We start from the raw sequence: 26,214 nt of genomic DNA, 5'->3' as shown, positions 1-26,214 counted from the left end.
AAGACACTACGTTTGTGGGGTGTGAATGGCCAGCCTATTGGTCAACCCTTTGTCGGGCATGAAGATGCGGTCAATTCAGTGGCGTTTTCCCCCGACGGTGAGCGCATTGTCAGTTGCAGTTCCGACAAGACACTACGTTTGTGGAATGTGAATAGTCAACCCATTGGTCAACCCTTTGCTGGGCATGAAAATGCGGTCAATTCAGTGGCGTTTTCCCCCGATGGTCAGCGCATTGTCAGTTGCGACCTTGACAAAGTACGGTTGTGGAATGTGAATGGTCAGCCTATGGGACAACCCTTTGTTGGGCATGAAAATGCGGTCAATTCAGTGGTATTTTCCCCCGATGGTCAGCGCATTGTCAGTGGCTGTATTGACAAGACAGTATGGTTGTGGGATGTGAATGGTCAGCCCATTGATCAACCCTTTGTCGGGCATGAAGATTGGGTCTCTTCAGTGGCGTTTTCCCCCGACGGTCAGCGGATTGTCACTGGCAGTCATGATGAAACCATCCGTATTTGGAATGCAACTACTGGCGACTGTCTGCGGGTAATTAGCTATAAACTGTGTGCAGGGCTGAATATCACAGGTGTAACAGGGTTAACGTCAGCACAGCGCATAGCATTAAAACTAATGGGAGCGATTGATAATTCATGAGTCGAGATGCTTTCGTTGTTGGCATTAATACTTGTAATTTTTTGCGATCGTCGCGCTTGCGATGCTTAAAATGCAAAAGGTATTGCTCAACGGCTGAGTGAAGGTGATAATTTTCGAGTTTGGCGTATCGTAATTAATCTTTATCTGTTTTTTGGCTGACAGAAGCATCTGATAGCAATTTCCATTTGAATGAGGTACACGGGTAGGGGTACATATCTGTCCGCCCTTACTATGTTCATCTGTGGTTAATTATTTCTTTCCATACCTTGCCTATGCGGAAACCGCTATAAGTCAGTCTTGATAAATTAATTTACACACAATAAGCTTTATTTTGCACACTATATGTTAATTTAAAAATATTCGTGCAATGCAGTTAGTAATCAAAATTAACTCAATACCTCTGGCTCCAATCTCAGATGGTAGTTAATACCTTGCCTAATTAAGCAAAACTTGCAAAATCAATTTTTAATAAAAAACTATGGTTTCTCAACTTCATAGACAAAATGATTCTTCGCTTGCAAACTATAGCAACTCTTGCTGGTTTGTTGACTTTACTTTACTGGATATAAATATTGCTGATACAACTGGTTCAGTTATTGGAAAACCCTATTTAACTATAGTTATAGATATTTATTCTCAATGCTGTATGGGCTTTTGTTTGAGTTTAAAATCACCAAATAATAAGGTAGTAACTCAAGCCTTGCGTCATGCAATTTTACCTAAACGTTACAATTCAGAATATAACTTAAATCATGAGTGGAGAACTTACGGCATTCCAGTAGGTTTATGTATCGATAGTAGTAATTTTACAAATTCCTATTCTTTACAAGAAAAAGTATCTCAACTAGGTATTAGGCTACATACTCACCAACCCAGATTTAAATCTAATTATTGTACTGAAAAAATATGCCTTACTATAATATCCAACTTACAAGCAAGTAGAGGTCTTAGTGGCGAGGACGATTTTGTAACTTTAGAAGTTATTGAAAAAATACTAGTACATTATATTGTTAATAATTTTAATCAGCAAAGTAGTACTTATTTATCAGGGTCAACCCGGCAAGAGATGTGGGAAGCAGGCTTAATTTCTATGCCTCAAATTATTCAAGAACATGAGCTAGATATCTAACTTAAATTTTTTATTCTTACATTTAAAAATGTATCAGAAATTAAAGAATTCTTGTCTTTCAAGCGAAGATGATGCTGTTGAATTACAAAAGCATCAAAATTCTACAAAACCTCATAAACTGCCGTCAGAAGAGTTAATCACAGAGCAGGTAAAGCTGAGGATGGAGGTAATTCAAAGCCTCATAGAGCCATGCGATCGCAAAACCTATAGCGCTAAAAAGATAGAAGCTGCCCAAAAACTGGGTGTATCAATTCGCCAAGTAGAACGTTTACTTCAAAAATGGCGAGAACAAGGGTTAGTGGGACTGACTACAACACGCTCAGATAAGGGGAAGTATCGCCTTGAGCAGGAGTGGATAGATTTCATCATTAATACTTATAAAGAGGGTAATAAAGGTAGCAAGCGGATGACCCGAAATCAGGTGTTTCTGAAGGTCAAAGGTAGAGCTAAACAATTTAGCCTTAACAAAAGTGAACACCCTAGTCACCAATCGGTTTATCGAATTCTTGACGAACATATTGAGCAGAAAGAGAGAAAGGAGAAAGCCAGAAGCCCTGGCTATTTAGGAGAGCGATTGACGCACATGACCCGCGATGGGCGAGAGTTGGAGGTGGAGGGTAGCAATGATGTTTGGCAATGCGATCATACTCGTTTGGATGTAAGGCTTGTGGATGAGTATGGAGTGTTAGACCGTCCTTGGCTGACAATTGTTATCGACTCCTACTCCCGTTGCTTAATGGGGTTTTATGTAGGATTTGATCACCCTAGCTCCCAAATTGATACCCTAGCTCTACGTCATGCCATTTTGCCCAAGTCTTACGGTTCCGGGTACCAACTACGCCATGAATGGCAAGCTTACGGAAAGCCTAATTACTTCTATACCGATGGCGGAAAAGATTTTACTTCCATCCACACTACAGAACAAGTTGCAGTAGAAATAGGCTTTAATTGTGATTTGAGAAGACGACCATCTGATGGCGGAATTGTGGAGCGTTTTTTTAAAACACTTAATTTGCAAGTGCTAAATATCCTGCCTGGATATACGGGTTCAAACGTGCAGGAAAGACCAGAAAGTACGGATAAAGATGCTTGTTTAACTCTTAAGGATTTAGAGATATTTTTAGTACGCTACATTGTAGATGAATATAACCCGCACACAGATGCCAGGATGAAAGACCAGTCTCGAATTGGGCGATGGGAGGCTGGATTAATGGCAGACCCATATCTTTATGATCAATTGGACTTGGCAATTTGTTTAATGAAGCAAGAACGGCGTAAAGTCCAAAAATATGGCTGTATTCAATTTGAAAACTTGGTCTATAGGGCGGAGCATTTGAGAGGTCGAGACGGAGAAACTGTGGCATTTCGATACGATCCGGCTGATATAACTACACTTCTTGTATACAAGATGAATGCAGACGGAACAGAAGATTTTCTGGATTATGCTCACGCGCAATATTTAGAGACTGAACGCCTATCTTTACGTGAACTAAAAGCAATTAATAAGCGGCTAAAAGAAGCAAGTCAAGAAATCAATAATGACTCAATTTTAGAGGCAATGATAGACCGTCAAGCTTTTGTGGAGGAAACGGTAAAACGAAACCGCAAACAGCGCCGACAAGCAGCAAATGAGCAAGTAAACCCTGTAGAGCAAGTGGCTAAGAAATTTGCTACCCCGGAACAAAAAGAAGCCGAACCTGAAAGCGAAGCAGATACAGAGTTACCCAAATATGAAGTTCGCTATATGGATGAATTCTTTGAAGAGTATTAGGTATAAAAAATGACTGACGCAATGTCACTTGCCAAGCAATTTGGTGTGATTCAGGAACTTACGCCAGAAATCCAAGCTGAAATTGAACGTTTAAGTCGTCAACCTTACTTAGAACTCGACCAAGTAAAACGTTGTCACGCTTGGATGTATGAGTTAGTAATCTCTAGAATGACTGGTTTATTGCTAGGAGAATCACGCTGCGGAAAAACGGTCACTTGCAAAGCTTTTGCAAATCTTTATAACAAATTACGGCTGACTAAGGGTCAGCGCATGAAGCCTGTAGTTTATATTCAAATTCCTAAAAATTGTGGCTCCAGAGATTTTTTTATGAAAATCCTCAAAGCTTTAAATAAACCCTCCAATGGAACTATTTCTGACCTGCGAGAACGAACACTGGATAGCCTCGTAATACATCAGGTTGAGATGCTTATTATTGATGAGGCTAATCATCTTAAGTTCGAGACGTTCTCAGATGTACGGCATATTTATGATGATGATGAGTTAAAGATTTCAGTTCTTCTTGTTGGTACTACAAGTCGCCTTTTAGCAATAGTTAAGCGCGATGAACAAGTTGTGAACCGTTTTCTAGAACAGTTTGAGTTAGACAGATTAGAAGATACTCAATTTAAGCAAATGATTCAAATATGGGAACGAGATGTTCTCAGATTGCCAGAAGAATCGAAATTGGCAAGTGGAGATAACCTCAAAATTTTAAAGCAGGCAACCAAGAAATTAATTGGTAGGTTGGATATGATTCTTCGTAAAGCTGCTATTCGCTCATTACTGAGAGGACAGAAAAAAGTCGATAAAGATGTTTTAAGAGAAGTAATTGCAGCATCGAAATTGTGATATGGAAGAAAATATAGATGAAAAAAGACAAATTTGGTTAACCAGAGTCGAGCCTTTTGATGGAGAAAGTATCAGCCATTTTTTAGGTAGATTTCGACGAGAAAAAGGAAATAAGTTTTCTGCCCCTAGTGGATTAGGTGATGTTGCAGGGCTTGGGGTCGTTTTAGCACGTTGGGAAAAGTTTTACTTCAATCCCTTCCCAACTCATCAGGAGTTAGACGCACTAGCAACTGTGGTTGAGCTTGATGCTGAAAGACTACGACAGATGTTGCCTCCAGAAGGTGTAGGAATGAAGCATAGCCCAATTCGCTTGTGTGGAGCCTGCTATGCTCAGTCAGTTTGCCATAAAATCGAGTGGCAATTTAAAAAGACGGTGGGGTGCGATCGCCACCAGTTACGCTTGTTATCAAAATGCCCTGTCTGTGAAAAACCCTTTCCAATTCCGGCTTTATGGATGGACGGACAATGCCAGCGATGTTTTACGTCCTTTGCAGAAATGGCAGAATATCAAAAGCCTTATTAAGTAAGAAAATTTGTCTTAACACTTTGACAATACAGTACCTCAAACCTAGTTATCAGATTGCGATCGCTTAAAATCAGCTTTTCAATTAAGCAACATCAAGCTACCACAGCCAAAAACAGTAAATATACTAGCTACTAACCAGCCTAGTGTCTCTTATGGTCATAAAAAGCAATGTCCGACCAAAAAACATTGGTATCTGCATTGCTACTGACATCTGCCAAAAGGGAAAACACCGCAATATGGTTAGACTTGAGGATTTGACAAAAGGCACGCAAGTACAAGGTATCCTGCCAAACAGTATTGTCGCCATCGTTGATGCTCAGTGGCATGGCTCTGATGTTGTGGAATTAACATACAAAGATGCTAGCGGCACGCTAGGGAATGAGTTAGTCTTTCGAGACAGAGAACCTACCCTAGAAATAATCACCTCTGGTGGTGCTTGGAGTTTTACTGCTGATGGGGCTAATTTTCGTCTGGCATCAGAAGCGCACCGCATCCGTCTAGCTTATCTCTTCGACCCCTTGCTAGCTGTTCACACGTCTCTAGTCGAACCTTTACCACACCAAATAACCGCCGTTTACGGGGAAATGTTAACTCGTCAACCTCTGCGTTTTCTCTTAGCAGATGATCCAGGTGCAGGTAAAACTATTATGGCGGGTTTGCTGATGCGGGAATTGCTGATCCGAGGTGATTTGCATCGTTGCCTTGTGATTTGTCCCGGCAGTTTAGCCCCACAGTGGCAAGATGAATTGTCGCAAAAGTTTCATTTACGTTTTGAAATTCTCACTAACGATCGCATTGAATCAGCAGTAACTGGAAATGCTTTTGCTGAAATGCCGTTGGTGATTGTGCGGCTGGACAAACTCAGCCGTAATCAAGATTTACAAGCAAAACTAGCACAGACAGACTGGGATTTAATTGTTTGCGATGAAGCTCATAAAATGTCAGCTTCGTTTTTTGGTGGTGAAATTAAAGAGACGAAACGCTACAAACTTGGTAAGTTACTCTCAACTTTAACTAGGCATTTTTTATTAATGTCAGCGACACCACATAACGGCAAAGAGGAAGACTTCCAGTTGTTTATGGCGTTATTGGATGGAGACAGATTTGAAGGACGCTTCCGCGATGGTGTTCACGTAGCCGATACTTCCGACTTGATGCGGCGATTGGTTAAAGAAGATTTGCTGAAGTTTGATGGAAAACCGCTATTTCCAGAACGCCAAGCTAGCACTATAGAATATGAACTATCGGATTTAGAAGCGGTACTTTATAAGCGAGTCACTGAGTATGTCCGCGAGGAATTTAATCGTGCCGATGCTTTAGAAAATGAAGGGCGCAAAGGTAATATTGGCTTTGCTTTGACTATTTTGCAACGTCGGCTTGCTTCTTCCCCAGAAGCCATATATCAATCGCTGCTACGCCGTCGGGAAAGGTTGCAAAAACGGCTGAGGCAAGAAGAAGTTTTGAGGCGGGGAAGTAATGCAACCATCATTGAATTTAAGCAGGTTGTGGATCTGGAAGACTTAGAAGATGATTTAGAGGATATTCCTGGTGAAGAACGAGAAGCAACAGAACAGGAAGTAGTTGACTTAGCTACAGCAGCACGGACGATCGCAGAATTACAAACAGAAATTAAGCTTTTAGAAGAATTAGAGCAACTGGCACTGCGGGTGCGACGTAGTGGTAAAGATAAAAAATGGGAAGAACTCTCGAATCTGTTACAAAATGATGCCGAAATGTTCAACGCCCAAGGACATCGGCGCAAACTCCTGATTTTTACCGAGTACCGGGACACATTAAATTATTTGACAGATCGGATTCGGACGCTAATTGGACGTAATGAAGCTGTGGTAAATATACATGGCGCAATGGGACGCGAAGAACGCCGCAAAATGCAGGAAGCGTTTACCCAAGATATCGAAGTACAAGTCTTAATAGCTACGGATGCTGCGGGTGAAGGGATTAACTTGCAAAGGGCGCATCTTATGGTTAATTACGATTTACCTTGGAATCCTAACCGCCTAGAACAGCGTTTCGGGCGAATTCACCGGATTGGGCAGACGGAGGTATGTCACTTATGGAATTTAGTGGCAAAAGGCACTCGTGAAGGCGATGTGTATTTAGCGTTATTGAAAAAGATAGAGGCAGAGCAGAAGGCACTGGGAGGTAAAGTATTTGATGTATTGGGGAAAGCGATCGCAGGGACGGAATTACGAGAGTTATTGATTGAAGCAATTCGCTATGGCGATCAACCAGAGGTGCGAGACAGACTCAACCAAATCGTACATGATAAACTCGACCAACAGCGACTACGCGAACTTTTAGAAGAACGGGCTTTGGCACGGGATTCGATGGATATTGCCAAAGTGCAGCAAATTCGGGAAGAAATGGAAAGGGCAGAAGCGCGACGGTTGCAACCTCATTTTATTGCTTCTTTCTTCCTAGAAGCATTTACCCAATTAGGTGGAACATTGCGTCAACGTGAACCCCAGCGTTACGAAATCAGTCATGTTCCGGCAGTTATTCGCAATCGAGGGCGGCAAATTGGTGTAGGTGAACCGTTGCTGCTACGCTACGAACGCATCTGCTTTGAAAAAGATTTAATCAGCATTTCTGGTAAACCCCTAGCTGCCTTCATCTGTTCTGGACATTCTCTACTAGATGCCACAATTGACCTGACTTTGGAACGACACCGGGATTTGTTGAAACAAGGCACCATATTAATCGATGAAAATGATTCCGGCGAAGGAACCCGCGCCTTAGTTTATCTAGAACATTCCATACAAGACGCGCGGACAAATTTAAATGGCTCTAGGCGTTTAGTATCGCGGCGAATGCAATATGTGGAAATCAACCCAGAAGGCAATACTTACAATGCAGGTTACGCACCTTACCTCAATTACCGTCCGCTAACAGACGAGGAAAAGGGTGTTGTGGAAAAAGTTTTAGAAGAATCTTGGTTGCGAGAAGATTTAGAAGCAAAAGCCAAGAGTTATGCGATCGCTCATCTTGTTCCCCAACATCTTCAAGAACTCAAGCAGCGCAAAGAGGAACTTATTGCTAAGACGATGACAGCAGTAAAAGATAGATTAACCAAGGAGATTAATTACTGGGATCATCGGGCAGAAGAACTGAAAATGCAAGAGGAAGCTGGCAAGCCTAATGCCAAAATTAACTCAGGTAAGGCACGTCAGCGAGCTGATGATTTGCAAGCACGGTTAATGCAGCGCTTGGAGGAATTAGAGCAAGAACGTAGATTATCGCCATTACCGCCTGTGGTGGTTGGGGGCGCGTTGGTAGTTTCAGTAGGCTTACTGCAACGAATGCAAGGCAAACAACAGGCAACAACAGCGATGTTTGCCAGGGAGACGGAACGGGTAGAACAGGCAGCAATGACGGCTGTGATGGAAGTAGAACGCAATTTAGGGTACGAACCAACTGATGTGAGTAGCCAGAAGTGTGGTTATGATATTGAGTCACGCATCCCTAAAACAGGGCAGTTGCGGTTTATTGAAGTCAAGGGAAGAATTGCAACTGGACAGACAGTGACAGTAACTAAGAATGAAATTATCACTGCCTTAAATAAGCCTGAGAACTTTATTTTGGCACTAGTGAAAGTGCCTCCGGCAGATGTAATCGATAGTAATTGTTTAATTCGCTATGTGCAGCAACCGTTTCATAAAGAGCCAGATTTCGCAGTTACGAGTGTAAATTACAATTTACAAGAATTGTGGCAGATGGGGACAGAACCGCAATAATTGGAGATTTTAGAGAATTGATCTGCGATCGCAATTTTGTCAGAGTAATCGCTCTTAAGTCTGCCTCCTTTATTGGATAGGTAGTTATCCAAGTAAAAAGGGATGCTTTTAGTGAGAGGAATCACAGGACTAAACTAACTCTTTAGCAGAAATCGTCAAAGGCTCGACTTTGTGCGATGATCGCTTTCCTTTGGGTGCTACAAAGCGAATCTCGACATCGTAACCTGCACTCCTAGCAAGTTTTGCTAGAGTTTCAATTTTAGGAACCTGTTTCCCAGATTCAATCCGAGCTAGCTGTGGCTGTTTAATGCCAACCAACTTTGCAAAATCCCGTTGATTTAAGCCGCTAGCCTTCCTTAAAGCAATAACTTGTTTTGCACACTGGAATTCAGATTCCAAGGCATCGTATTCAGCCTTTACCTCTGGATCTGCTAAAACTTCATCACGGATAGAATCCCAAGAAATTGTGTTAGAAGTCATCGTTTTTTACCCTTCTTGGATTTATTACCTTCTGGAGAAGAAGCTTTCTCCTGCTGATTTTTCTCTTGATTCACAAGCTCCTTCATTCGTTGTTTAGCCAATTCCAACTCTCTTTTAGGTAGCTTTGGACTTTTCTTTTGAAAGCCGTGAAGTAATATGAATCGCTTGCCAGTGTAGGCAAAATAGATTACACGATAAGTATTTGTGTTTTGTTCTGCTCGAATTTCATAAAGCTTGTCTTCAACGTGCTTAACATGAGGCTCTCCTACAGATGTGCCTTGCTCCTGCAAGAGGTCAAAAATACGACCTAATCTAGCCTTGACCTTTGCCTCTTGTTCATCAAACCAATCTTTTGCTGGGGATTGACCGTCAGCAGATTGATAAAATTCTATTTTCCACTCGCTCACTTAAATGCACTATTCTGATAACATTAACGTTATCAGAAATCTTTACTATATTCAACGTTTTGTACCTGCCAAAGCTGAAAAGTTTTCGATAACCTTACAAATAGAGCCACTGCCTTGACCGTAGTTCTCGATTTTTGGCTTGTCAGATTTTGGTTTTAGGAGTCCTAGCAGCAAAAACGGGATTCTCAAAAACTTTTCATATTATTAAAACCATATATTTTTTCGCTCTTCTAAGTAATTTCACAAAGCACAGAACTAATTTTAGTGACTATAATTGCCAGACGAAGCTCTGTAACTAAGTTAAGTAAGCAGCAATCAACAAAGGCTAATTAGCCCAGTAAATTCTTTGATGCAATGATTCCGTAAGCCCACTCATTCGGAATATTTTGTGCTGCTTGCTGGTAAAAATACAGACTTCAATTATACAAGTCTGGCAAAAGGAATGACCTACCGCAAGAAGCTAATCGAAGTCGCGTTACCACTGGATGCTATCAATCAAGGTTCAAAGCCAGAAACAGAAAATCCTTTTCTAAAAGGACACCCTCGCTCTATTCACAATTGGTGGGCGCGTACACCACTATCTATTTCCCGTGCCATTCTTTTTGCACAACTGATTGATGATCCAGGAAATGACCTACCACCGGATGAAGCACAAAAGGAACGTGAAAAACTTTTAGATTTTGTTGCAAATTTAGCAACTTGGGATGCAACAACTGACAAACGTATCATCACAAAAGCCCAAGAAATAATTCGACAGCAGTTTCAGGGACAAATGCCTGAGTTTTGGGATATGTTTGGCGGACGTGCTAGTATCCCATTAGAAGCGCAGCGTTTAGGTTTAAAGGTAACAAGTAGTGACCTCAACCCTGTAGCGGTTACTATTCAACGAGCTTTATTAGAATATCCACCCAAATTCAGAAATCGACCCCCTGTTCATCCTCATCCTTCAATTCTTAAAGAAGGGTGGCGCGGTTTGACTGGTCTAGTAGAAGACGTAAAGTGGTACGGAGAATGGATACAACAACAGGCTGCGAAACAATTAGCAGAAGTTTATCCTAAAGGCCCAAATGGAGAGGAAATTACTGCATGGCTTTGGGCACGTACTGTTACGTGTCCAAATCCTGTTTGTAAAGCACAGATACCTTTGGTACGCACATTTGTGCTATCAAACAAAAGTGGGCAGAAAGTATGGATTGAGCCAACTATAGACCGCAGCCAACAACCACCTATAGTATGCTTTGAGATTAGAACTGGTAAGGGGACATCACTAGAAGGGACAGTCAGTAAAAATAAGGGAGCAACTTGTTTATGCTGTAGTACCTCAGTACATTTTGACTATATTCGTTCTGAAGGACAAGCTAAACGAATAGCTGTGCAACTTATGGCGATGGTGGCAGAGGGACAACGCGCCCGCTTCTATCTACCTGCCACTAGAGAACATGAAAATATTGCTGCTTTAGCAACCCCAAAATGGCAACCTAATACAGATTTACCAGAGCAAGCACTGGGTTTTCGCGTCCAACGCTACGGTTTCACAAAACATACTGATCTATTCACATCCCGTCAACTGCTAGTTTTAACTACGTTTTGTGAGTTGATAAGTCAAGCTCGCGATAGCATTATTAAAGAATCAGATGGCGATTTTGAATATTCCAATGCGGTCACTACATACCTGGCTTGTGCACTTTCAAGGTTGACTGATTACTGCTGCGCTTTCACTAATTGGAATGCTAAAAATGAAAACGTAGCACATCTCTTTCAACGTCAGACTATATCAATGGTATGGGACTTTGCAGAAGCTAACCCAATTTATGGTAAGTTATCATTTTCTGTAGCAAGTGAATGGGTTACAAAAGCACTGAGTTCTCTACCTGTAGATAGTAGCATCGCTAAAGTTGTCCAACTTGATGCCAGGAAAGGGTTTGATTCATGTCAAAACTTGTATGTTATTTCAACTGAGCCACCCTATTATGACAACATAAGCTATGCTGATTTATCAGATTTCTTTTATACTTGGTTACGCGCTATCCTGAAAGAAATAGACCCTACAAACTTTGCTACATTAGTTACTCCAAAAGAAGGAGAACTAATTGCGACATCTTACAGACATAATGGCTCAGAAGAAAAAGCAAAACAGCACTTTCGGGAAGGTTTTTTACAAGTTTTCCAGAACATCTATAAACAAGCAAGTAGAGATGTTCCAATTACTGTTTATTATGCTTTTAAACAAGAAGAAGAAGAAGACAAAGAGAATCACTCAGAGCGTGCTTCCACGGGATGGGAAACCATGCTTGAAGGTTTGGTAGATAGCGGTTTCCAAGTTACAGGAACTTGGCCTGTCCGTACAAATAAAAAAGCTAGAACACGTGCGATAAGCTCTAATGCTTTGGCATCTGCGATTGTAATCGTTGCCCGTCCTCGGCCCGAAACTGCCCCATCCACCACTCGCCGGCAATTCGTCAACACCCTCAAACGCGAACTCCCCGACGCATTTCAAAAACTCCAACAAGGCAACATCGCCCCGGTCGATTTAGCACAAGCCAGTATTGGGCCTGGTATGGCAATTTACTCTCGCTACAGTAAAGTCTTAGAATCAGACGGCACACCCATGCCCGTTCGCACCGCTCTGCAACTAATTAACCAAACATTAGATGAATTTCTCGCCGAACAAGAAGGAGAATTTGATGCTGAAACTTGCTTTGCTTTGATTTGGTATGAACAGCATACCTTTAATGAAGGTTTATTTGGCGATGCTGAAACCCTCTCCAAAGCTAAGAATACAGCAGTACAAGGCATGGTAGACGCTGGCATCCTCACTGCCAAGGCGGGTAAAGTACGACTATTGTGCCGCGACGAATTACCCAAAAATTGGAATCCCCAAACCGATAACCGCCTCACAGTCTGGGAAGCCACACAACACATGATTCGGGAATTGCAAGACGGTGCTGGAAATCAAGGTGCTGCAAATTTGCTATCTCAACTGGGAACCATAGGAGAAGCAGCAAGGGAATTAGCTTATCGACTCTATAACATTTGCGACAGAAAAGGCTGGGCTGCTGAAGGTGTTGCTTACAACAGCTTAGTGATTTCCTGGCCAGAAATTTCTCGCCTCGCTGCTGAAACCGAAGAATCGACTCCCTTACAAATGGCTTTACTTTAATTACTTTCGACTCTCGTTATTAGCCTCAGCCTATTAATACATTCTGGGTGGCTCTAACGCCCGGAGTAGATGTAGCTATCGTGAGGCAGCAGCCCTGAGTTCAAAGAAAAACTAGTATAAAAAATCTATGTCCGTAAGTAACCGCGAACGAGTTGGCAGGGTGCTAGACCTTTTGAGAGATGGCTTATATCCTTTTGTGGAAAGGGAAATGCGTTCCATTTATGGTGATAAGTGGGTAGTTGCCGCTACACCTTTTGTTCCAGAAGACCATAGCCTAAGACGTAATGTCCAGCAAATTCTCAAGCAGGACGAATCAGCACTCCTGAAACTCATGTCTAATCAGTGGCGTGAGGTTTTCAAAAAGACTCTGGGCAATGCAGAAAGAAGCTTGGTTGGGGAATTAATTGACACGCGCAACTCTTGGGCGCACAACAAGCCACTCTCTACAGATGATGCCTATCGCGCTCTTGATAGCGTATCGCGGTTACTTTCTGCTTTTTCTGCACCAGAAGCAGATGAAGTTGATAAACAAAAACAAGAACTTTTGCGGGTACGCTTTACAGAACAAGCTCGTCGTGAAACTCGTCGTGCTACTCTCCAACCTCTAGAAGGCAATCCTGTAGGCGGTTTAAAACCCTGGCGAGAAATTGTTACACCTCACCCAGATGTTGCCTCTGGTAGCTACCAACAAGCAGAATTTGCTGCCGACCTCTGGCAAGTTTATTTAGATGAAGGTTCCGACGAATACCGGATACCTACAGAGTTTTTTAGCCGCACTTTTCTCACCGAAGGGCTAAAGCAACTGCTCACAAATGCCTTGCTACGTCTTTCTAGCAATAAAGGCGACCCCGTTATCGAACTGCAAACCAATTTTGGTGGCGGCAAAACCCACGCGATGCTGGCACTATACCACCTGTTTATGGGCGTTCCGGCATCCGAGTTACCCGGATTGGAACCAGTGCTGGAAGCGGCAAATGTTTTACCTCCGCCAAAAGTTAACACAGCAGTGCTGGTAGGAAATAAAATTTCTCCCGGTCAGCCTCAATCTAAAAAAGATGGCACAGTTGTCCGAACACTCTGGGGCGAATTAGCTTGGCAACTGGGCGGTAGGGAAGCCTATGAAATGATTCGAGAGGCAGATGAAACTTCAACAAACCCTGGCGATACCCTCCGGCTGCTGTTTAACCGCTATGCACCCTGCCTGATTTTAATTGATGAATGGGTGGCTTATGCCCGACAGCTTCACGAAATAAACGACCTTCCGGGGGGCAGCTTTGACACTCACTTTACCTTTGCCCAGACTTTGAGCGAGTCGGCAAAAAATGCTAACCAAACTCTTTTGGTGGTCAGTATTCCGGCATCTGATAATGAGATTGGAGGCGATCGCGGTAAAGCAGCCTTAAGTAGACTCAAAAATGCTATTGGCAGAGTCGAATCTCCTTGGCGACCAGCAACTGCCGATGAAAGCTTTGAAATTGTGCGGCGGCGGCTGTTTCAACCCATTACCGAAGAAAGTGGCTTTATTGCCCGTGATGCCATCATCCGTGCCTTTGCAGAAATGTACCAAAACCAATCTCAGGAGTTTCCTAGCGAGTGCCGAGAAGGTAGTTACAAACGACGGCTAGAAAATGCCTATCCTATCCATCCAGAACTGTTTGACCGACTTTATAATGACTGGTCAACTCTCGACAAATTCCAACGCACGCGCGGTGTGCTGCGACTGATGGCAAAGGTGATTCATTCACTTTGGGAGGGACAGGACAAGAGTTTGTTAATCATGCCTGCCAGCGTGCCAATGGATGACGGACAGGTACAAACAGAATTGACTCGCTACCTGGAAGATAACTGGGTGCCAGTGATTGAAAAAGATGTAGATGGATATAATTCTCTACCATTGGCGTGCGATCGCCAAAACCCGAACTTAGGACGTTACTCTGCCTGTCGCCGTGTCGCCCGGACAATTTACCTTGGTTCCGCCCCAACTCTAAGAGCAGCCAATCGCGGTGTAGAAGATCATCGGATCAAGTTAGGGTGTGTTCAACCAGGGGAAAGTGCAGCAACTTTTGGCGATGCTTTGCGCCGACTTACCGACCAATCGACACATCTTTATGTCGATAATACTCGTTACTGGTTCTCAACTCAGCCTAGTGTCACCAGACTTGCCCAAGACCGAGCCGAGCAAATCCAACAGGATCAGGATAAAGTTTGGGATGAAATTATTCTCCGATTAAAGGCTGATAAACAGCGCGGTGAATTTGCTGGAGTACATATCGCTCCCGACTCCTCCGCAGATGTTCCTGATGAAATGGCCGTAAGGCTGGTTGTCATGGGGCCACAACATCCCCATAAAAATAAGGAAAGCGAAACCCAAGCCCGCACCAGAGCCGAAGAAATACTAAACCAAAAGGGAGCCAGTCCTCGGTACTGCAAAAATATGTTGCTGTTCCTGGCACCAGACAAGGCAAAACTGGAGCTATTAGAACAATCTGTTTGCCAGTACCTCGCCTGGAATTCGATTATTCGGGATAAAGAAGCCTTAAACTTAGATGTTTTTCAAAGCAATCAGGCGACGACTAAACAACAGCAAACCGACAAAGATGTAAAAAGTTTAATTCAGGAGGCTTACATCTGGCTGTTAGTACCGATGCAACCCGACCCTCAAGGAGAGATTGAATGGCAAGAAATCCGATTGCAAAAGCAAGACTCTCCTATTCTGCAAGCAAGCCGCAAAGCAGTTCATGAAGAACATTTGATTGCTAACTATGCCGCTAGTCGCCTGCGCCTAGAAGCCCTCGATCCATATCTCTGGCGCGATGTAAACCACCTCGACCTTAAAAAGTTGTGGGAGTACTTAGCGTACTACCTTTACCTGCCACGCATCAAAAATCAACAAGTGCTATTACAAGCGATCGCAGAAGGAGTTGCAGCGTTACTATGGAATGAAAACTTTGCTTATGCCACAGGCTGGGATGAATCCAAAGGACGTTATCTTGGTTTGAAAGCAGCTGAACACATTACCGTAACCCTTAGTAGTCAAAATCTGATAGTTAAGCCAGAAGTAGCGCAACGCCAAATTGACGCAGATGCTGCTGCTAAAGTAACTCCACCAGTATTTAAAGAAAAAACAGGAAGCTACAAGACTGAAAAAGACAAAACTATTGACATTGTAATAACAGAAAATGGCTCCTCTGATAGCCAAGTAACTGTCATAGTTCCACCAAAACGTTTCTATGGTTCAGTCAAATTGGACGCATTGCGGCTAAGACGTGACATAGGACAGATAGCAGACGAGGTTATTCAACACCTCAGTAGTTTAGTAGATGCTGAAGTAGAAATTACCTTAGAACTTCAGGTCACTGTCCCTGAAGGAGTGCCAGAGAACGTGATTCGCACAGTTAGCGAGAACTGTAGGGTTCTCAAATTTAGTAATCAGGGATTTGAACAAGAATGAAGTTGAGATACATAAACTTGTTAGATAGTAATGAGGTAAAGCATTACGTCACACCCAAAGAAGTAAGGGAAAGTCTTATGGGTTAACGGATTTGAGTGCGATCGGAATCTTAAATTTAGTTACTACCTATTTATTACTCGTAGTAACTGCATATCTTCCCATAGTTAATCTCCCTAACAAAACTAAACCCGTCAGGCATCTGACGGGTTTTTTGGGTTCTTAGGGGCAGAACTGATAATTTGATCTATCCATAGCCTGAGAGAATCGTTCTCTTCTCTCAGGCTGCTAATTTTCCCAAGTATTCATTTTGGAGTGCAGCAACTTGTTGTTTTAGATTCTCCAAGTCCGCTTGCATTTTGGCTAAGTCTGGAGTTCCTTGGAGTTCTTCAGCCATGTAAGAACGAATCCATCCCATGATCAATTCTGAGGCTGTCTTGCCTTCAGCCTTAGCTTTATTCATAAAAGCTTCCTTTGTCTCATCGTCCATTCTAACAATGATCTGATTGCTCAATTTTGTTGTCTGCCGCTTTGCCATACTACTTTCTGCTGAAAACTTTCAATCTGTAATAACTCTATTTACCCTAATTGTGGCGAATTTTGAAAATTTTGTAGTAACGCTCTTGCCTTAGTAATAACAAGTAACTACAATATAGTAACAAGACAAAGGCGATCGCCCTCCGGGAAGAGACTGCGATCGCCTTTTGTTAAACCCCGTTAATGAGGTTACTCAGATGATTGTACAAGATGAATTTGACAACCAAACCTCGGCTCAAGCAGAGTTTGAGGAATATGTTGACCATTTAGCTGACGCAGTAGCACCAGAAATTGAAATTGACTCAGTACCAGATGATTGGGGAGAACTTTATCGAGTTTGGAATGGTTCCCATCTGCTTGGAACTTTTTATCAGAATCTTGAGGGTAAATGGGTAACACAACCCTGCAATAGCGATAAAAGACATTGCTGTGATACCTCTGCTTCAGCGCAACTTTTGATCATTGCTGTCAACGGGTTACTGGTCGCGGATGTAGCCGCTTAATGGTTTTTCTCCTATCACCTGGAGACGTGAGGTTAGCCACGTCTCTTTCTTAATTTTTGGCGTGTTTGTATTTTTTTGTAGTACTGGAAGGACAAATTTATGCCCGTGTGTACTAAAACACTATAAATTAACACTCAGTATCTTTTTCTGATTTATGCTCTGCCTCAATATCGTAGTTGATAAAAAGAGCAGAAATGGAGATGTTCAGTGCTTTTGCAAGCTTTTCAACATTTTTGAGAGAAGGATTACGGGTTCCTGTCTCAATACTTGAGATGTAATTACGGTGAAGCCCAGCTTTTTCAGCTAGTTCTTCTTGAGAGTAATCTAGCTCTCGCCTTCTTCGTCTTATCGCTTTTCCAAAACGATATTCAATATTGATGTTATTTTCCCTCACAGCCTAATAGTGAGGTACTATCAATCATAAATCTACATATAATAAATGTAATATTGCACACTATAAGTGTTATTTTAATAATATTGGTGTATTTAGTGAAGTTTAAATAACAGAAGCCGCTATGAGCGTGATCACTATTCAATGTCGATTAGTAGCCAGCGAAGATACCCGCCGCCATCTGTGGCAATTGATGGCGGACAAGAATACACCTTTGATTAATGAACTACTTGAACAGGTAAGAATACATCCTGATATGGAGCAGTGGTTGAAGAAGGGCAAATTACCAGATGGAGTAATCAAACCACTGTGTGACTCACTCAGTAGTCAAGAACGCTTTGTTAACCAACCTAAGCGTTTTTACAAATCAGCTATTGAAGTAGTCGAGTATATCTACAAGTCTTGGTTGGCATTACAGAAAGAACGACAACAAAAAATCGATAAAAAAGATCATTGGCTCAATATGCTTAAAAGTGATGTAGAACTGGAACAAGAAAGTAACTTTAGTTTAAATATTATTCGGGCTAAAGCTATTGAAATTTTACCGCACTATATTGCTAAGTTTGAAGAAACTAATAAGCCGGATATTAAAAAGGAAAATGTAAATAAAACTAAAAAAAGTAAAAGCAAAAACAATAATTACATACTGTTTGACATTTTATTTAAGGCTTATGATCAAGCAAAAAATCCTCTTAATCGGTGTGCTATCGCTTACTTATTGAAAAATAATTGTCAGGTTAGCGAAGAAGAGGAAGACCCTAATCGGTATTCTCTACGTCGTAGTAAGAAAGTCCGAGAAATTGAACGTCTTAAAGAACAACTGCAATCGAGGATACCCAGTGGTCGTGATTTGACAGGACAAGAGTGGCTGCAAAGCCTTTTAGTAGCAACCACCACTGTTCCTGAAAGCGAAAATCAAGTTAAAATTTGGCAGAAGTATCTCTTACAAAATTCTAGTTCGATACCATTTCCAGTTCAATTCACAAGCAACGAAGACCTTATTTGGTCAAAAAATGAAAAAGGTCGTATTTGTCTTAGCTTCTCAGGTAAAGAGTTCAATAATCATATCTTTGAAATTTACTGCGATAATAAACAAATTTATTGGTTTCAAAGATTTTTAGAAGATCAGAGCATTAAGCGCAACAACAAAGACCAGCATTCATCTTCTCTCTTTACTTTACGTTCAGGACGTTTAGCATGGCAAGACAATAAAGGTAATGACCTTCCCTGGAAGATTCATCGTTTAACTCTTTATTGCAGCGTTGATACTCGTCTGTGGACGATTGAAGGGACTCAGGAGTTTAGGCAAGAAAAAGTAGACGAAATTACTCAAAAACTGGCAGACATCGAAAAAAAAGAAAGCTTAAATAAAAATCAGCAAATCTATGTTAAACGCCTTAACTCAACACTCACTAAAATCAATACCGCCTACCCACGTCCTAATCAAAACTTGTATCAGGGCAAAACATCAATTCTCATTGGTGTGAGTTTGGGTTTAGAAAAGCCTGCAACAATAGCTATTGTTGACTGCTCCACAAATAAAGTTCTTGCGTATCGAAGTGTTAAACAGCTACTTGGTGATAATTACAAGTTACTGAACCGCCAGCGACAGCAGCAGCAACGTAATTCTCATGAACGCCACAAAGCCCAAAAAAGCAACACACAAATTAAGTTGTCAGAATTGGAGTTAGGAAAGCACATTGATAACTTACTAGCACAAGCAATTATCATGTTAGCCAAAAATTACCAAGCTGGCAGCATTGTTCTACCCACAATGAAAAATGTACGCGAGAGCATCCAAAGTGAAATAGAAGCTAGGGCATTGAAAAGATGTCCTAATTACAAAGAAGGTCAGCAACAGTATGCTAAACAGTACCGCCAGAGCATTCATCGTTGGAGCTACAACAGATTGATCGAGTGTATTCAAAGCCAAGCAGCTAAGGCAAACATTTCTATAGAACAAGGCCCACAACCTATTCGAGATAGTCCTCAAGAAAAAGCGCGAGATTTAGCGATCGCTGCTTACCATTTTCGTCAAAATAAATCTTAATCTTCAGATTGAGCAAATATACTGAACCTTGACAATAAAATAAGTAATAGCGCCGCAGTTCATGTTCTTTGTAACCGCTGAACTGTGAAAAATATGGGGTAGTTTGACTATTGGAAGATAGTCTTGCTTTCTGACCCTAGTAGCTGCTCACCCTGATGCTGCTGTCTCCAGACAGGAATAAGGTGCGCTCCCAGCAATAAGGGCGCAGATATACTGCTGTAGTGGCTACTAAATCACCTCCGACCAAGGGGGAACCCATACCAATCCTTGTTTTCAGGCATTAGAAGAGATTAAAAATTTTCAGTCGATTCGCGCTTGCTTGCGGTGAAAGGGTTTTAGCGTTTAATGGCACACAAATTGCCCATTCAAACGGTAGTTGAAGAAGGGTGGAATATAGATCCGCGCTATCAACTCTGGAATCCTTCACAAAACAAGGATTCTATACAGGAAGGGGTACAATGACCCTTCCCGTGTTGAGCGGGTTGAAAGGTTTATGTGTGGAGACACATTCATTGAGGGAAATGGTACAATGACCCTTCCCGTGTTGAGCGGGTTGAAAGGCTGCATTGGAGGACATCCCCCTGCAACCCTCATGGTACAATGACCCTTCCCGTGTTGAGCGGGTTGAAAGTTATAGTATCCTTGCCTATCGCTACCTCAAAGGTACAATGATCCTTCCCGTGTTGAGCGGGTTGAAAGCATTAATGGGCATGGGAGTGCGGTCGCCAATTACAATGACCCTTTCCGTGTCAAGCGGGTTGAAAGAAAATTTTCTATATCGACCCCAAGGGCGATGGTAAGTTACAATTCCTTCCGGCAAAAATGGATTGAAGATGTAATACCTAACGATGAGCAAGAAAGGACAAGTTATATAAATTTTTCCAGTGCAGGGCTGGTGAAAATATAAAGATTACGAGATATGGGTATGGGTTGAAAGGGTTCAACTCCAACCTGCTTAACTATAAAGAACAAAAGTTCTCTGTTTAAGTAAGGTAGAGTAAAAGTTTTTAGAGCTTAAGTTAAACTTAAGCTTATGGTCTCCTATTTGGCAAATCTGATGTTGACCTGTCACCGCTCAAAGTCGATAAGTCACTAATATTGCGACATTAATTTGTGAACGGTTGTCTCAAATGAGCTACGACAGCAATTAGTGAAAGAGCGACATTAATGTGTGAAAAACGACATTAATTTGTGAACGGCGACATCTAATTTGTGAATGTACAACTAGGAGCTGAAACCCTTATATAATCGTTTTTTTAAAGTGGCTCAGGTTGGAATTGAACCAACGACCTCAGGCTTATGAGTCCCGCGCTCTAACCAACTGAGCTACTGAGCCATATATCTTCAAATCATAAACTAGTATAGCATACAAATTTGCTCAAGACTAGGATTTTTGCAATTTTCTTACAGCTTTTATCCCTGTTAAGGTCATAGAAAGCAAAAGAGGGAGGTAAACTCCCTCAACAAAACAAGGCGATGATTTAGTTACAGAAAGGCAAGTAATTATATGCGATCCGGTAACATGGCAATTGGGTTAACAGCACCCTTGCCTGATCGATGAATTTCAAAGTGAGTGTGTGGCCCAGTACTGTGACCAGTGCTACCCATTAAGGCAATTGTTTCTCCTTGATTCACCTGCTGACCAGGTTGCACCAGAATCTTGCTGTTATGAGCATAGCGAGTCGTGCTGCCATCAGGATGACGGATTTCGACAAGGTTGCCGTAACCACCTTTGTTCCAACCAGCTTTTTCTATCGTCCCCTCAGCTGAGGCGACAACTGGCGTGCCAGTGGAGTTAGCAACGTCAATTCCTTTGTGCATTCTACCCCAGCGCCAGCCATAGCCAGAAGTGAGCGTACCTTTCGCTGGCCATGTGTAAGATATGGTTGAGGAAGATGGAGGAGGTGTAAGTTCGTCAATGGGTCTGGGCAGATACTGATCCACTGCTGCCAAAGGCGGTACTATCTGTGGAGAAACTGTAGTTCCCCGCATCTTTCCTAAGGAGTCAGAAGCATTTACTCTTCCAGGAGGAGTTGCAACCTTTGTGGCAGATGGAGCGCGAGAGGGAGTCCACTGGCTAGCAGACCCTAGATTAGGTAAGAACTCTGGGTTTATTGCTTCGTTAGGGCGTACAGTCGCACGGAATTGGGTCTTAATTGGTTGAGCGCTATAGTTAGACTGAACAGACTGAATCGGTGTAGGAACTGGAATTGGTATAGCTACACTATTTGGTCTAGCAGCAGAGTTGGGTACAGTGAAATTATTAGGGGTAGAAATAGGAGTGAGCATCGCAGCATTATTAGTTTCAGTAGCTGCTGCCGACACAACTAAGTTACCAGACTGTTGAGCGCGATATTTCTGCTGTAACCTCTGGATTTCCGCTTGTAAGCCCCGTAAGCGGTCATTATTGTTATTGTTTCCCCTTGCTACCCTATTTGCTGGTGTTTTAGGCTGTTGCATTTCGGCAAAAGCTTTTGGCACTGGAATGTCACCACCCACGCCATAAGAACTAGCCGTGGAGGGGGCTGTTTCTAAGTCGGTCGCACTATTTGCCTGAACCTGAACAGTTACCGGTGTAGGGGCGGTAATGCTGCTACTGTTATCGGCAATAGTTGGTGATTGTGAAGTAGGTAGATATGAGTTGGCACTACCAATGTTCACCGGGGAGGTGGCTACCTTTGGAGTTTTGCTGGTCTCTACGAAAGTAGGCTTAGTCGCTACAGTTGCCTCAACTTGAACAGCAGGAATAACTAGTTTTTGACTAATTTGCAGTTCATTTGGATTATTGAGGTTATTTGCCTTAACTATTTCTGATACTGAAGTATTGTATCTGCTGGCGATCGCTGCTAGTGTATCTCCAGGCTTAACTTCGTAATCTGTTCGAGTCGAGGACGCAATAACTGTTGGTGTAGCTGGTGTCAGTGCACTCGTCTGTGTCTTCTGTTTTAACTTCGATATCAAGTTCGCTTTGCTTGTATCGCCAAAAGTGTCCGACTGGGCTAATACAGTCTTCTCTACTACAGTCGACTGCGCCAACCCCATATCAGCTTGGGATAAATCTTTGGTATCTCCAGACCGCAACTGTGCCAGACTATTTCTTAACCGATTCGATTTTTCTTGTAAGCGATTCAGTGCGAACTCTTGTTGCGCCTTCAGTTGTGCATTTATTTCACTGTTGGCTGCGCCAGATATTGCCACTGTCTGTGGCTGGGCAGTTAATGATGCATTTGTAATACCAACACCATCAGCACTAGAGTCAGACAGATTATTGACTGTTGGAAAACTAGTCTCAGCTAAGGTATTGTTCAATCCCTGTGCCACTTGGGGCTTCAGGTAGGTAGAATTTTTATAAACTGTTGTTCCTTGGGAAAACGTTTCTGATGCAGGAACTTGCAAAGACATTCCATTTGCCGCGACTTGCCATTTAGCTTCAAGCCCAGGCACTTGTGAGACTGCCGTTGGTTCCACGATAACAGGATTTTCCGGCACGGTCGCTGATGAGACTGCTTGGGACTCCAGCTTTGTGGAGGCGAATTTCACCTCAGTGTCAGGAACAGCAGGAATCGTTGAGCTTGCCTTTTGGCTTCCTACTGGCACCGCTGCTTGGGCTTGATCGCTTTGTCGAGTCACCAAAAGGCTGGTTGCTCCCATAGAGATTGCCAAGCCAATCATGGCGGCTTTTGTCCGCACCCGGCGGTTAACTTTTGGATTCATCACATTTAGCAGTTCTACCGGGGCATCATCGCTGCTGGGGTTATTGTTCAACACAGCTTTTACTCTCTTTTTTAATGCTCGTTTCAAAGACGACCTCCTATGATCACTAGCGCTTAACTGACCTCGATTTTTCAGTTGGATACTAGTCAATGATTTAGATCACAACAAATAATAGATCAAGATCACATTCACCAGAGATGCTTACGCAAGATTAACCTGCTTCTCTGATTTAGACAAGTTCACATGTGTTAGCAAAACTTAAATTTTGCTGTGTTTACTTGTCCGAACCACTCCTAACACCACTTAGGACGTTTTACTCTTTACCATTGTCCGCGCTTGTCTTGCGTCAATCGCGGGGACTGGACAAACTATTTGCCAAGTCCATAGTCGCTGCCGAGAATTAGATTGTTGCGACTTCTGGAAAAGTGATGCCCCCTACTGTAGATATCTTCAAGATATTTCTACCCAATCAGCCTTCTCAACACGAGACTTTACGTTGATTATTCCCTAAAAAACAACCGTATGAACTATTGGCTACTTTAGGGCTGCTTTCTAGAGTTCATTGAGCTAAAATCGCTCAAATTCATGGCATGAGAGGATTATAGCGGTTTTCACCCCCAATTTAGGATGTTTCAAATTCATCAAAATCTATCATTCAAATTTGGCAATATCCCAAGTTTTATATACAAATTTCTTATAATAACCTTCTTCTCCTTGTAAGTATCTTCCACTACAATTTACGAAAAAAACCAATTTTAAGTATATTGTTTTACATATTATTGCAGTAATCAAGAAATTTTTTGCTGCCATAAATCATTCGTCTAATAGATATCTGGAGATACAATAAGTATAATTACTTATAAATATGAAGGTAAACAACTATTGTAGATAGCCTAACTGACGACGGGTTTCAAATAATCCAATTGCTACACTCACTGACAGATTCAAGCTGCGAACCCCCGGTTGGCTCATGGGAATATACAGAGTAGCATCGCAATCTGACAGAATTTCTGGTGGTAAGCCCGTAGTTTCACTACCAAACAGCAACCAATCATCAGCTTGAAACTGAAAGCTTACATAATTACAATTTCCACCAACAGTAAAACCTAACCATCTGCCTCCACGCTCCTGATGTACGTTTTTAAAGGCTTCTAGCGATTCGTGATAGTGTAGCTTGACATAAGGCCAGTAATCCAAGCCAGCTCTTTTGAGGTAGCGATCGCTAATTTCAAATCCTAAAGGCCCCACCAAATGCAACTCTGTACCCGTAGCTGCACAAGTACGGGCAATATTACCTGTATTAGGAGGGATTTGCGGGTTAACTAAAACTACCTGAGGCATTTACCGTATGATTTACGTATGGTATAAAAAAAATTATTGTCAATGTTAAATCTACCAAAAGATAGAGGCTATTCATAGGTTTTGTTAATAATAATCAAGCATCCTCCATCGATTAGATTTTTAAAACGAAGCGTAAACCCTCCCAGAGCAATGCCTGAGAAGATATTTGGCTTAAATTGGAAAATATTAAGTTTTATGTAGAAAAAGTAAGTGTTTGTGTCTTTTAGGGCTGGTAGCGTCTCCAAGAAAATTGTCTAAAGACGGGAGATGTGGGTAGGGGCCGGAGACTGGGCATTAATTTGTCTCCTTCACCCTCCCCTACCTTTCTGCTCCTTAAGACTATGCCAGTAGGGACGAACACAATTTGTCTTCGAGTTCGATTTCGCGCTCTTGAGTGGCGACAATAGCTTGAGTGATAACGCGCTGGCTGTCAAAACCGACTGCGTGTAATTGCAACCATTGTTGAGCTTCATTGCCTTCGCGGAGGATTTTGTGCAAGGGCGAGAGGAAACAGCCAAAGCCTCGTTGTTTAGCGATCGCCCAAACATTTTGGTACATTTCAGAAATCCAATCTCTGGCTAGAATACTTCTGCCATCTTGCCAATGCCTCAAATGAGCATCGAGACTACCAGCAGCAACAGCAGCTTCGTTGTCAGCAGTCAGGGTGACGAGTTCTTCAGCAGAGAAAGTACTTTGAGTTAATGGATCGATGCTGGGATTTTCGATTATTTGCAATAAACGCGCCTCTAATAAGGCAGTAATGGCTAGCAAGGCAATGGGATCTGTGACTAAATCGCAAATTCGCAATTCTAGGCGATTTAGGTCATAGGGACGGCGATCGCCATTTGGTCGCACCGATGCCCACAAATGCCGCACGTTTTGCATGGTTCCTGCAACGAGTTGATCTTCCACCCACTGAATATGATCGGCGTGGCTGGCAAATAACGGCACATGGCTAGGCGTTTGTGGAAATACGCCCCAACGGGTGGAGTGATAGCCAGTAGCTTTGCCATCGAGGAAGGGAGATGAGGCGCTGAGGGCGAGAAATAGAGGTGCTTCCATACGGATCACCCGACACGCCCGCATTAATACTTCTGGGTCGCTGATACCTATATTGATGTGTACGCTGGCGGTGACTACTTTTGTCCCGTAGGTGTTTTCAATGTAGTCATGATAAGGGTTTGCTGGATCGGAACGCAGAAAGCGATCGCCTCCACCCAAAGATAAAGTACTCCCCGGTATCAAGGTATAATCGCCCAAACGATTGAGGTAGTTTCGCAACTCCTGCCGGGGACGCAGCAAGGCACACAATAAATTTTCGTAATTATGGGATGGTTGGGTTATGTATTCCACATTGCGGCTATCTGGCTCTCGCATAAATCCATCCAAAGCCGCAACGATCTTGTCGGAGAGACCGACGATTTCACCTTGAGGTGTGCCAGTGTACATCTCAATCTCAAAGCCTTTTAATAAGACCACCTTGTTCTCCTCGGCTCTCT

At 42.5% G+C, this 26,214-nt stretch carries 18 protein-coding genes and 1 tRNA gene; 11 read left to right on the top strand and 8 right to left on the bottom strand.

Features of this window, described 5'->3' with window-relative positions:
- The 6 genes from F8R90_RS31725 to F8R90_RS31700 all read left to right on the top strand — a co-directional run.
- The coding region (locus tag F8R90_RS31725) for a WD40 repeat domain-containing protein (protein WP_196514036.1) at nt 1-654 on the top strand (654 nt) is incomplete at its 5' end.
- 478 nt (nt 655-1,132) lie between these two features.
- Entirely contained in the window at nt 1,133-1,783 is a 651-nt protein-coding gene (locus F8R90_RS31720) for an integrase catalytic domain-containing protein (RefSeq protein ID WP_196514035.1), read from the top strand.
- A 28-nt stretch (nt 1,784-1,811) separates the two neighbouring features.
- Complete coding sequence (locus F8R90_RS31715) at nt 1,812-3,554, top strand: Mu transposase C-terminal domain-containing protein (RefSeq protein ID WP_196514034.1); 1,743 nt, start codon at nt 1,812-1,814, stop codon at nt 3,552-3,554.
- A gap of 9 nt (nt 3,555-3,563) precedes the next feature.
- Nucleotides 3,564-4,403, top strand: a complete 840-nt coding sequence (locus tag F8R90_RS31710) for a TniB family NTP-binding protein (RefSeq protein WP_230967200.1) — start codon at nt 3,564-3,566, stop codon at nt 4,401-4,403.
- 1 nt (nt 4,404) lies between these two features.
- Nucleotides 4,405-4,926: a TniQ family protein gene (locus F8R90_RS31705; RefSeq protein WP_152590039.1), complete on the top strand. Its 522-nt coding sequence runs from the start codon at nt 4,405-4,407 to the stop codon at nt 4,924-4,926.
- Nucleotides 4,927-5,165: 239 nt separating this feature from the next.
- Nucleotides 5,166-8,684 (top strand): helicase-related protein, encoded by a 3,519-nt coding sequence (locus tag F8R90_RS31700; protein WP_196514033.1) that lies wholly within the window; start codon nt 5,166-5,168, stop codon nt 8,682-8,684.
- 129 nt (nt 8,685-8,813) lie between these two features.
- Here F8R90_RS31700 and F8R90_RS31695 read toward each other — a convergent pair whose 3' ends face one another.
- Together F8R90_RS31695 and F8R90_RS31690 are read right to left on the bottom strand one after the other, a co-directional pair.
- On the bottom strand, nt 8,814-9,164 hold the full coding sequence (locus F8R90_RS31695) for a helix-turn-helix transcriptional regulator (protein ID WP_196514032.1): 351 nt from the start codon (nt 9,162-9,164) through the stop codon (nt 8,814-8,816).
- Nucleotides 9,161-9,571, bottom strand: coding sequence for a type II toxin-antitoxin system RelE/ParE family toxin (locus F8R90_RS31690; protein WP_196514031.1), 411 nt, complete (start codon nt 9,569-9,571; stop codon nt 9,161-9,163). Before F8R90_RS31690 ends, F8R90_RS31695 begins: the two co-directional genes overlap by 4 nt.
- Before the next feature lie 442 nt (nt 9,572-10,013).
- Between F8R90_RS31690 and F8R90_RS31685 the strand changes: the two genes are divergently transcribed.
- Together F8R90_RS31685 and F8R90_RS31675 are read left to right on the top strand one after the other, a co-directional pair.
- Nucleotides 10,014-12,731 (top strand): DUF1156 domain-containing protein, encoded by a 2,718-nt coding sequence (locus tag F8R90_RS31685; RefSeq protein WP_230967198.1) that lies wholly within the window; start codon nt 10,014-10,016, stop codon nt 12,729-12,731.
- 127 nt (nt 12,732-12,858) lie between these two features.
- Complete coding sequence (locus F8R90_RS31675; protein WP_196514030.1) at nt 12,859-16,182, top strand: Swt1 family HEPN domain-containing protein; 3,324 nt, start codon at nt 12,859-12,861, stop codon at nt 16,180-16,182.
- A gap of 277 nt (nt 16,183-16,459) precedes the next feature.
- On the opposite strand, the gene F8R90_RS31670 is transcribed toward F8R90_RS31675, so the two are convergent.
- Nucleotides 16,460-16,642, bottom strand: coding sequence for a hypothetical protein (locus F8R90_RS31670; RefSeq protein WP_230967196.1), 183 nt, complete (start codon nt 16,640-16,642; stop codon nt 16,460-16,462).
- Between the two features lie 271 nt (nt 16,643-16,913).
- Here F8R90_RS31670 and F8R90_RS31665 point away from each other — a divergent pair, with 271 nt between their 5' ends.
- The gene (locus tag F8R90_RS31665; protein ID WP_196514029.1) at nt 16,914-17,219 is read left to right on the top strand and encodes a hypothetical protein; all 306 of its coding nucleotides are present in this window, start codon (nt 16,914-16,916) and stop codon (nt 17,217-17,219) included.
- 127 nt (nt 17,220-17,346) lie between these two features.
- Here F8R90_RS31665 and F8R90_RS31660 read toward each other — a convergent pair whose 3' ends face one another.
- Nucleotides 17,347-17,613 (bottom strand): helix-turn-helix domain-containing protein, encoded by a 267-nt coding sequence (locus F8R90_RS31660; protein WP_196514028.1) that lies wholly within the window; start codon nt 17,611-17,613, stop codon nt 17,347-17,349.
- Nucleotides 17,614-17,734: 121 nt separating this feature from the next.
- On the opposite strand from F8R90_RS31660, the gene cas12k reads away from it, so the two are divergent.
- The gene (cas12k, locus tag F8R90_RS31655) at nt 17,735-19,660 is read left to right on the top strand and encodes a type V CRISPR-associated protein Cas12k (RefSeq protein ID WP_196514027.1); all 1,926 of its coding nucleotides are present in this window, start codon (nt 17,735-17,737) and stop codon (nt 19,658-19,660) included.
- 566 nt (nt 19,661-20,226) lie between these two features.
- Nucleotides 20,227-20,460 carry a hypothetical protein gene (locus F8R90_RS33975; protein WP_442946772.1) on the top strand — a complete coding sequence of 78 codons (234 nt, stop codon included), beginning with the start codon at nt 20,227-20,229 and terminating at the stop codon, nt 20,458-20,460.
- Nucleotides 20,461-20,922: 462 nt separating this feature from the next.
- Here F8R90_RS33975 and F8R90_RS31650 read toward each other — a convergent pair.
- From F8R90_RS31650 to gshA, 4 genes are all read right to left on the bottom strand, one after another.
- Nucleotides 20,923-20,996 (bottom strand) — tRNA-Met (locus F8R90_RS31650).
- A gap of 167 nt (nt 20,997-21,163) precedes the next feature.
- On the bottom strand, nt 21,164-23,461 hold the full coding sequence (locus F8R90_RS31645) for a peptidoglycan DD-metalloendopeptidase family protein (protein WP_196514026.1): 2,298 nt from the start codon (nt 23,459-23,461) through the stop codon (nt 21,164-21,166).
- 792 nt (nt 23,462-24,253) lie between these two features.
- Nucleotides 24,254-24,715: a tRNA (cytidine(34)-2'-O)-methyltransferase gene (locus F8R90_RS31640; protein WP_196514025.1), complete on the bottom strand. Its 462-nt coding sequence runs from the start codon at nt 24,713-24,715 to the stop codon at nt 24,254-24,256.
- 339 nt (nt 24,716-25,054) lie between these two features.
- Nucleotides 25,055-26,194 (bottom strand): glutamate--cysteine ligase, encoded by a 1,140-nt coding sequence (gshA, locus tag F8R90_RS31635; protein ID WP_196514024.1) that lies wholly within the window; start codon nt 26,192-26,194, stop codon nt 25,055-25,057.
- Nucleotides 26,195-26,214: the final 20 nt, after the last annotated feature.

Source organism: Nostoc sp. NZL, from assembly GCF_015714705.1.
Lineage (GTDB): Bacteria > Cyanobacteriota > Cyanobacteriia > Cyanobacteriales > Nostocaceae > Nostoc > Nostoc foliaceum_A.
Note: the sequence above shows the minus strand (reverse complement) of the source record. Positions and strands in the feature narration are given on the sequence as shown.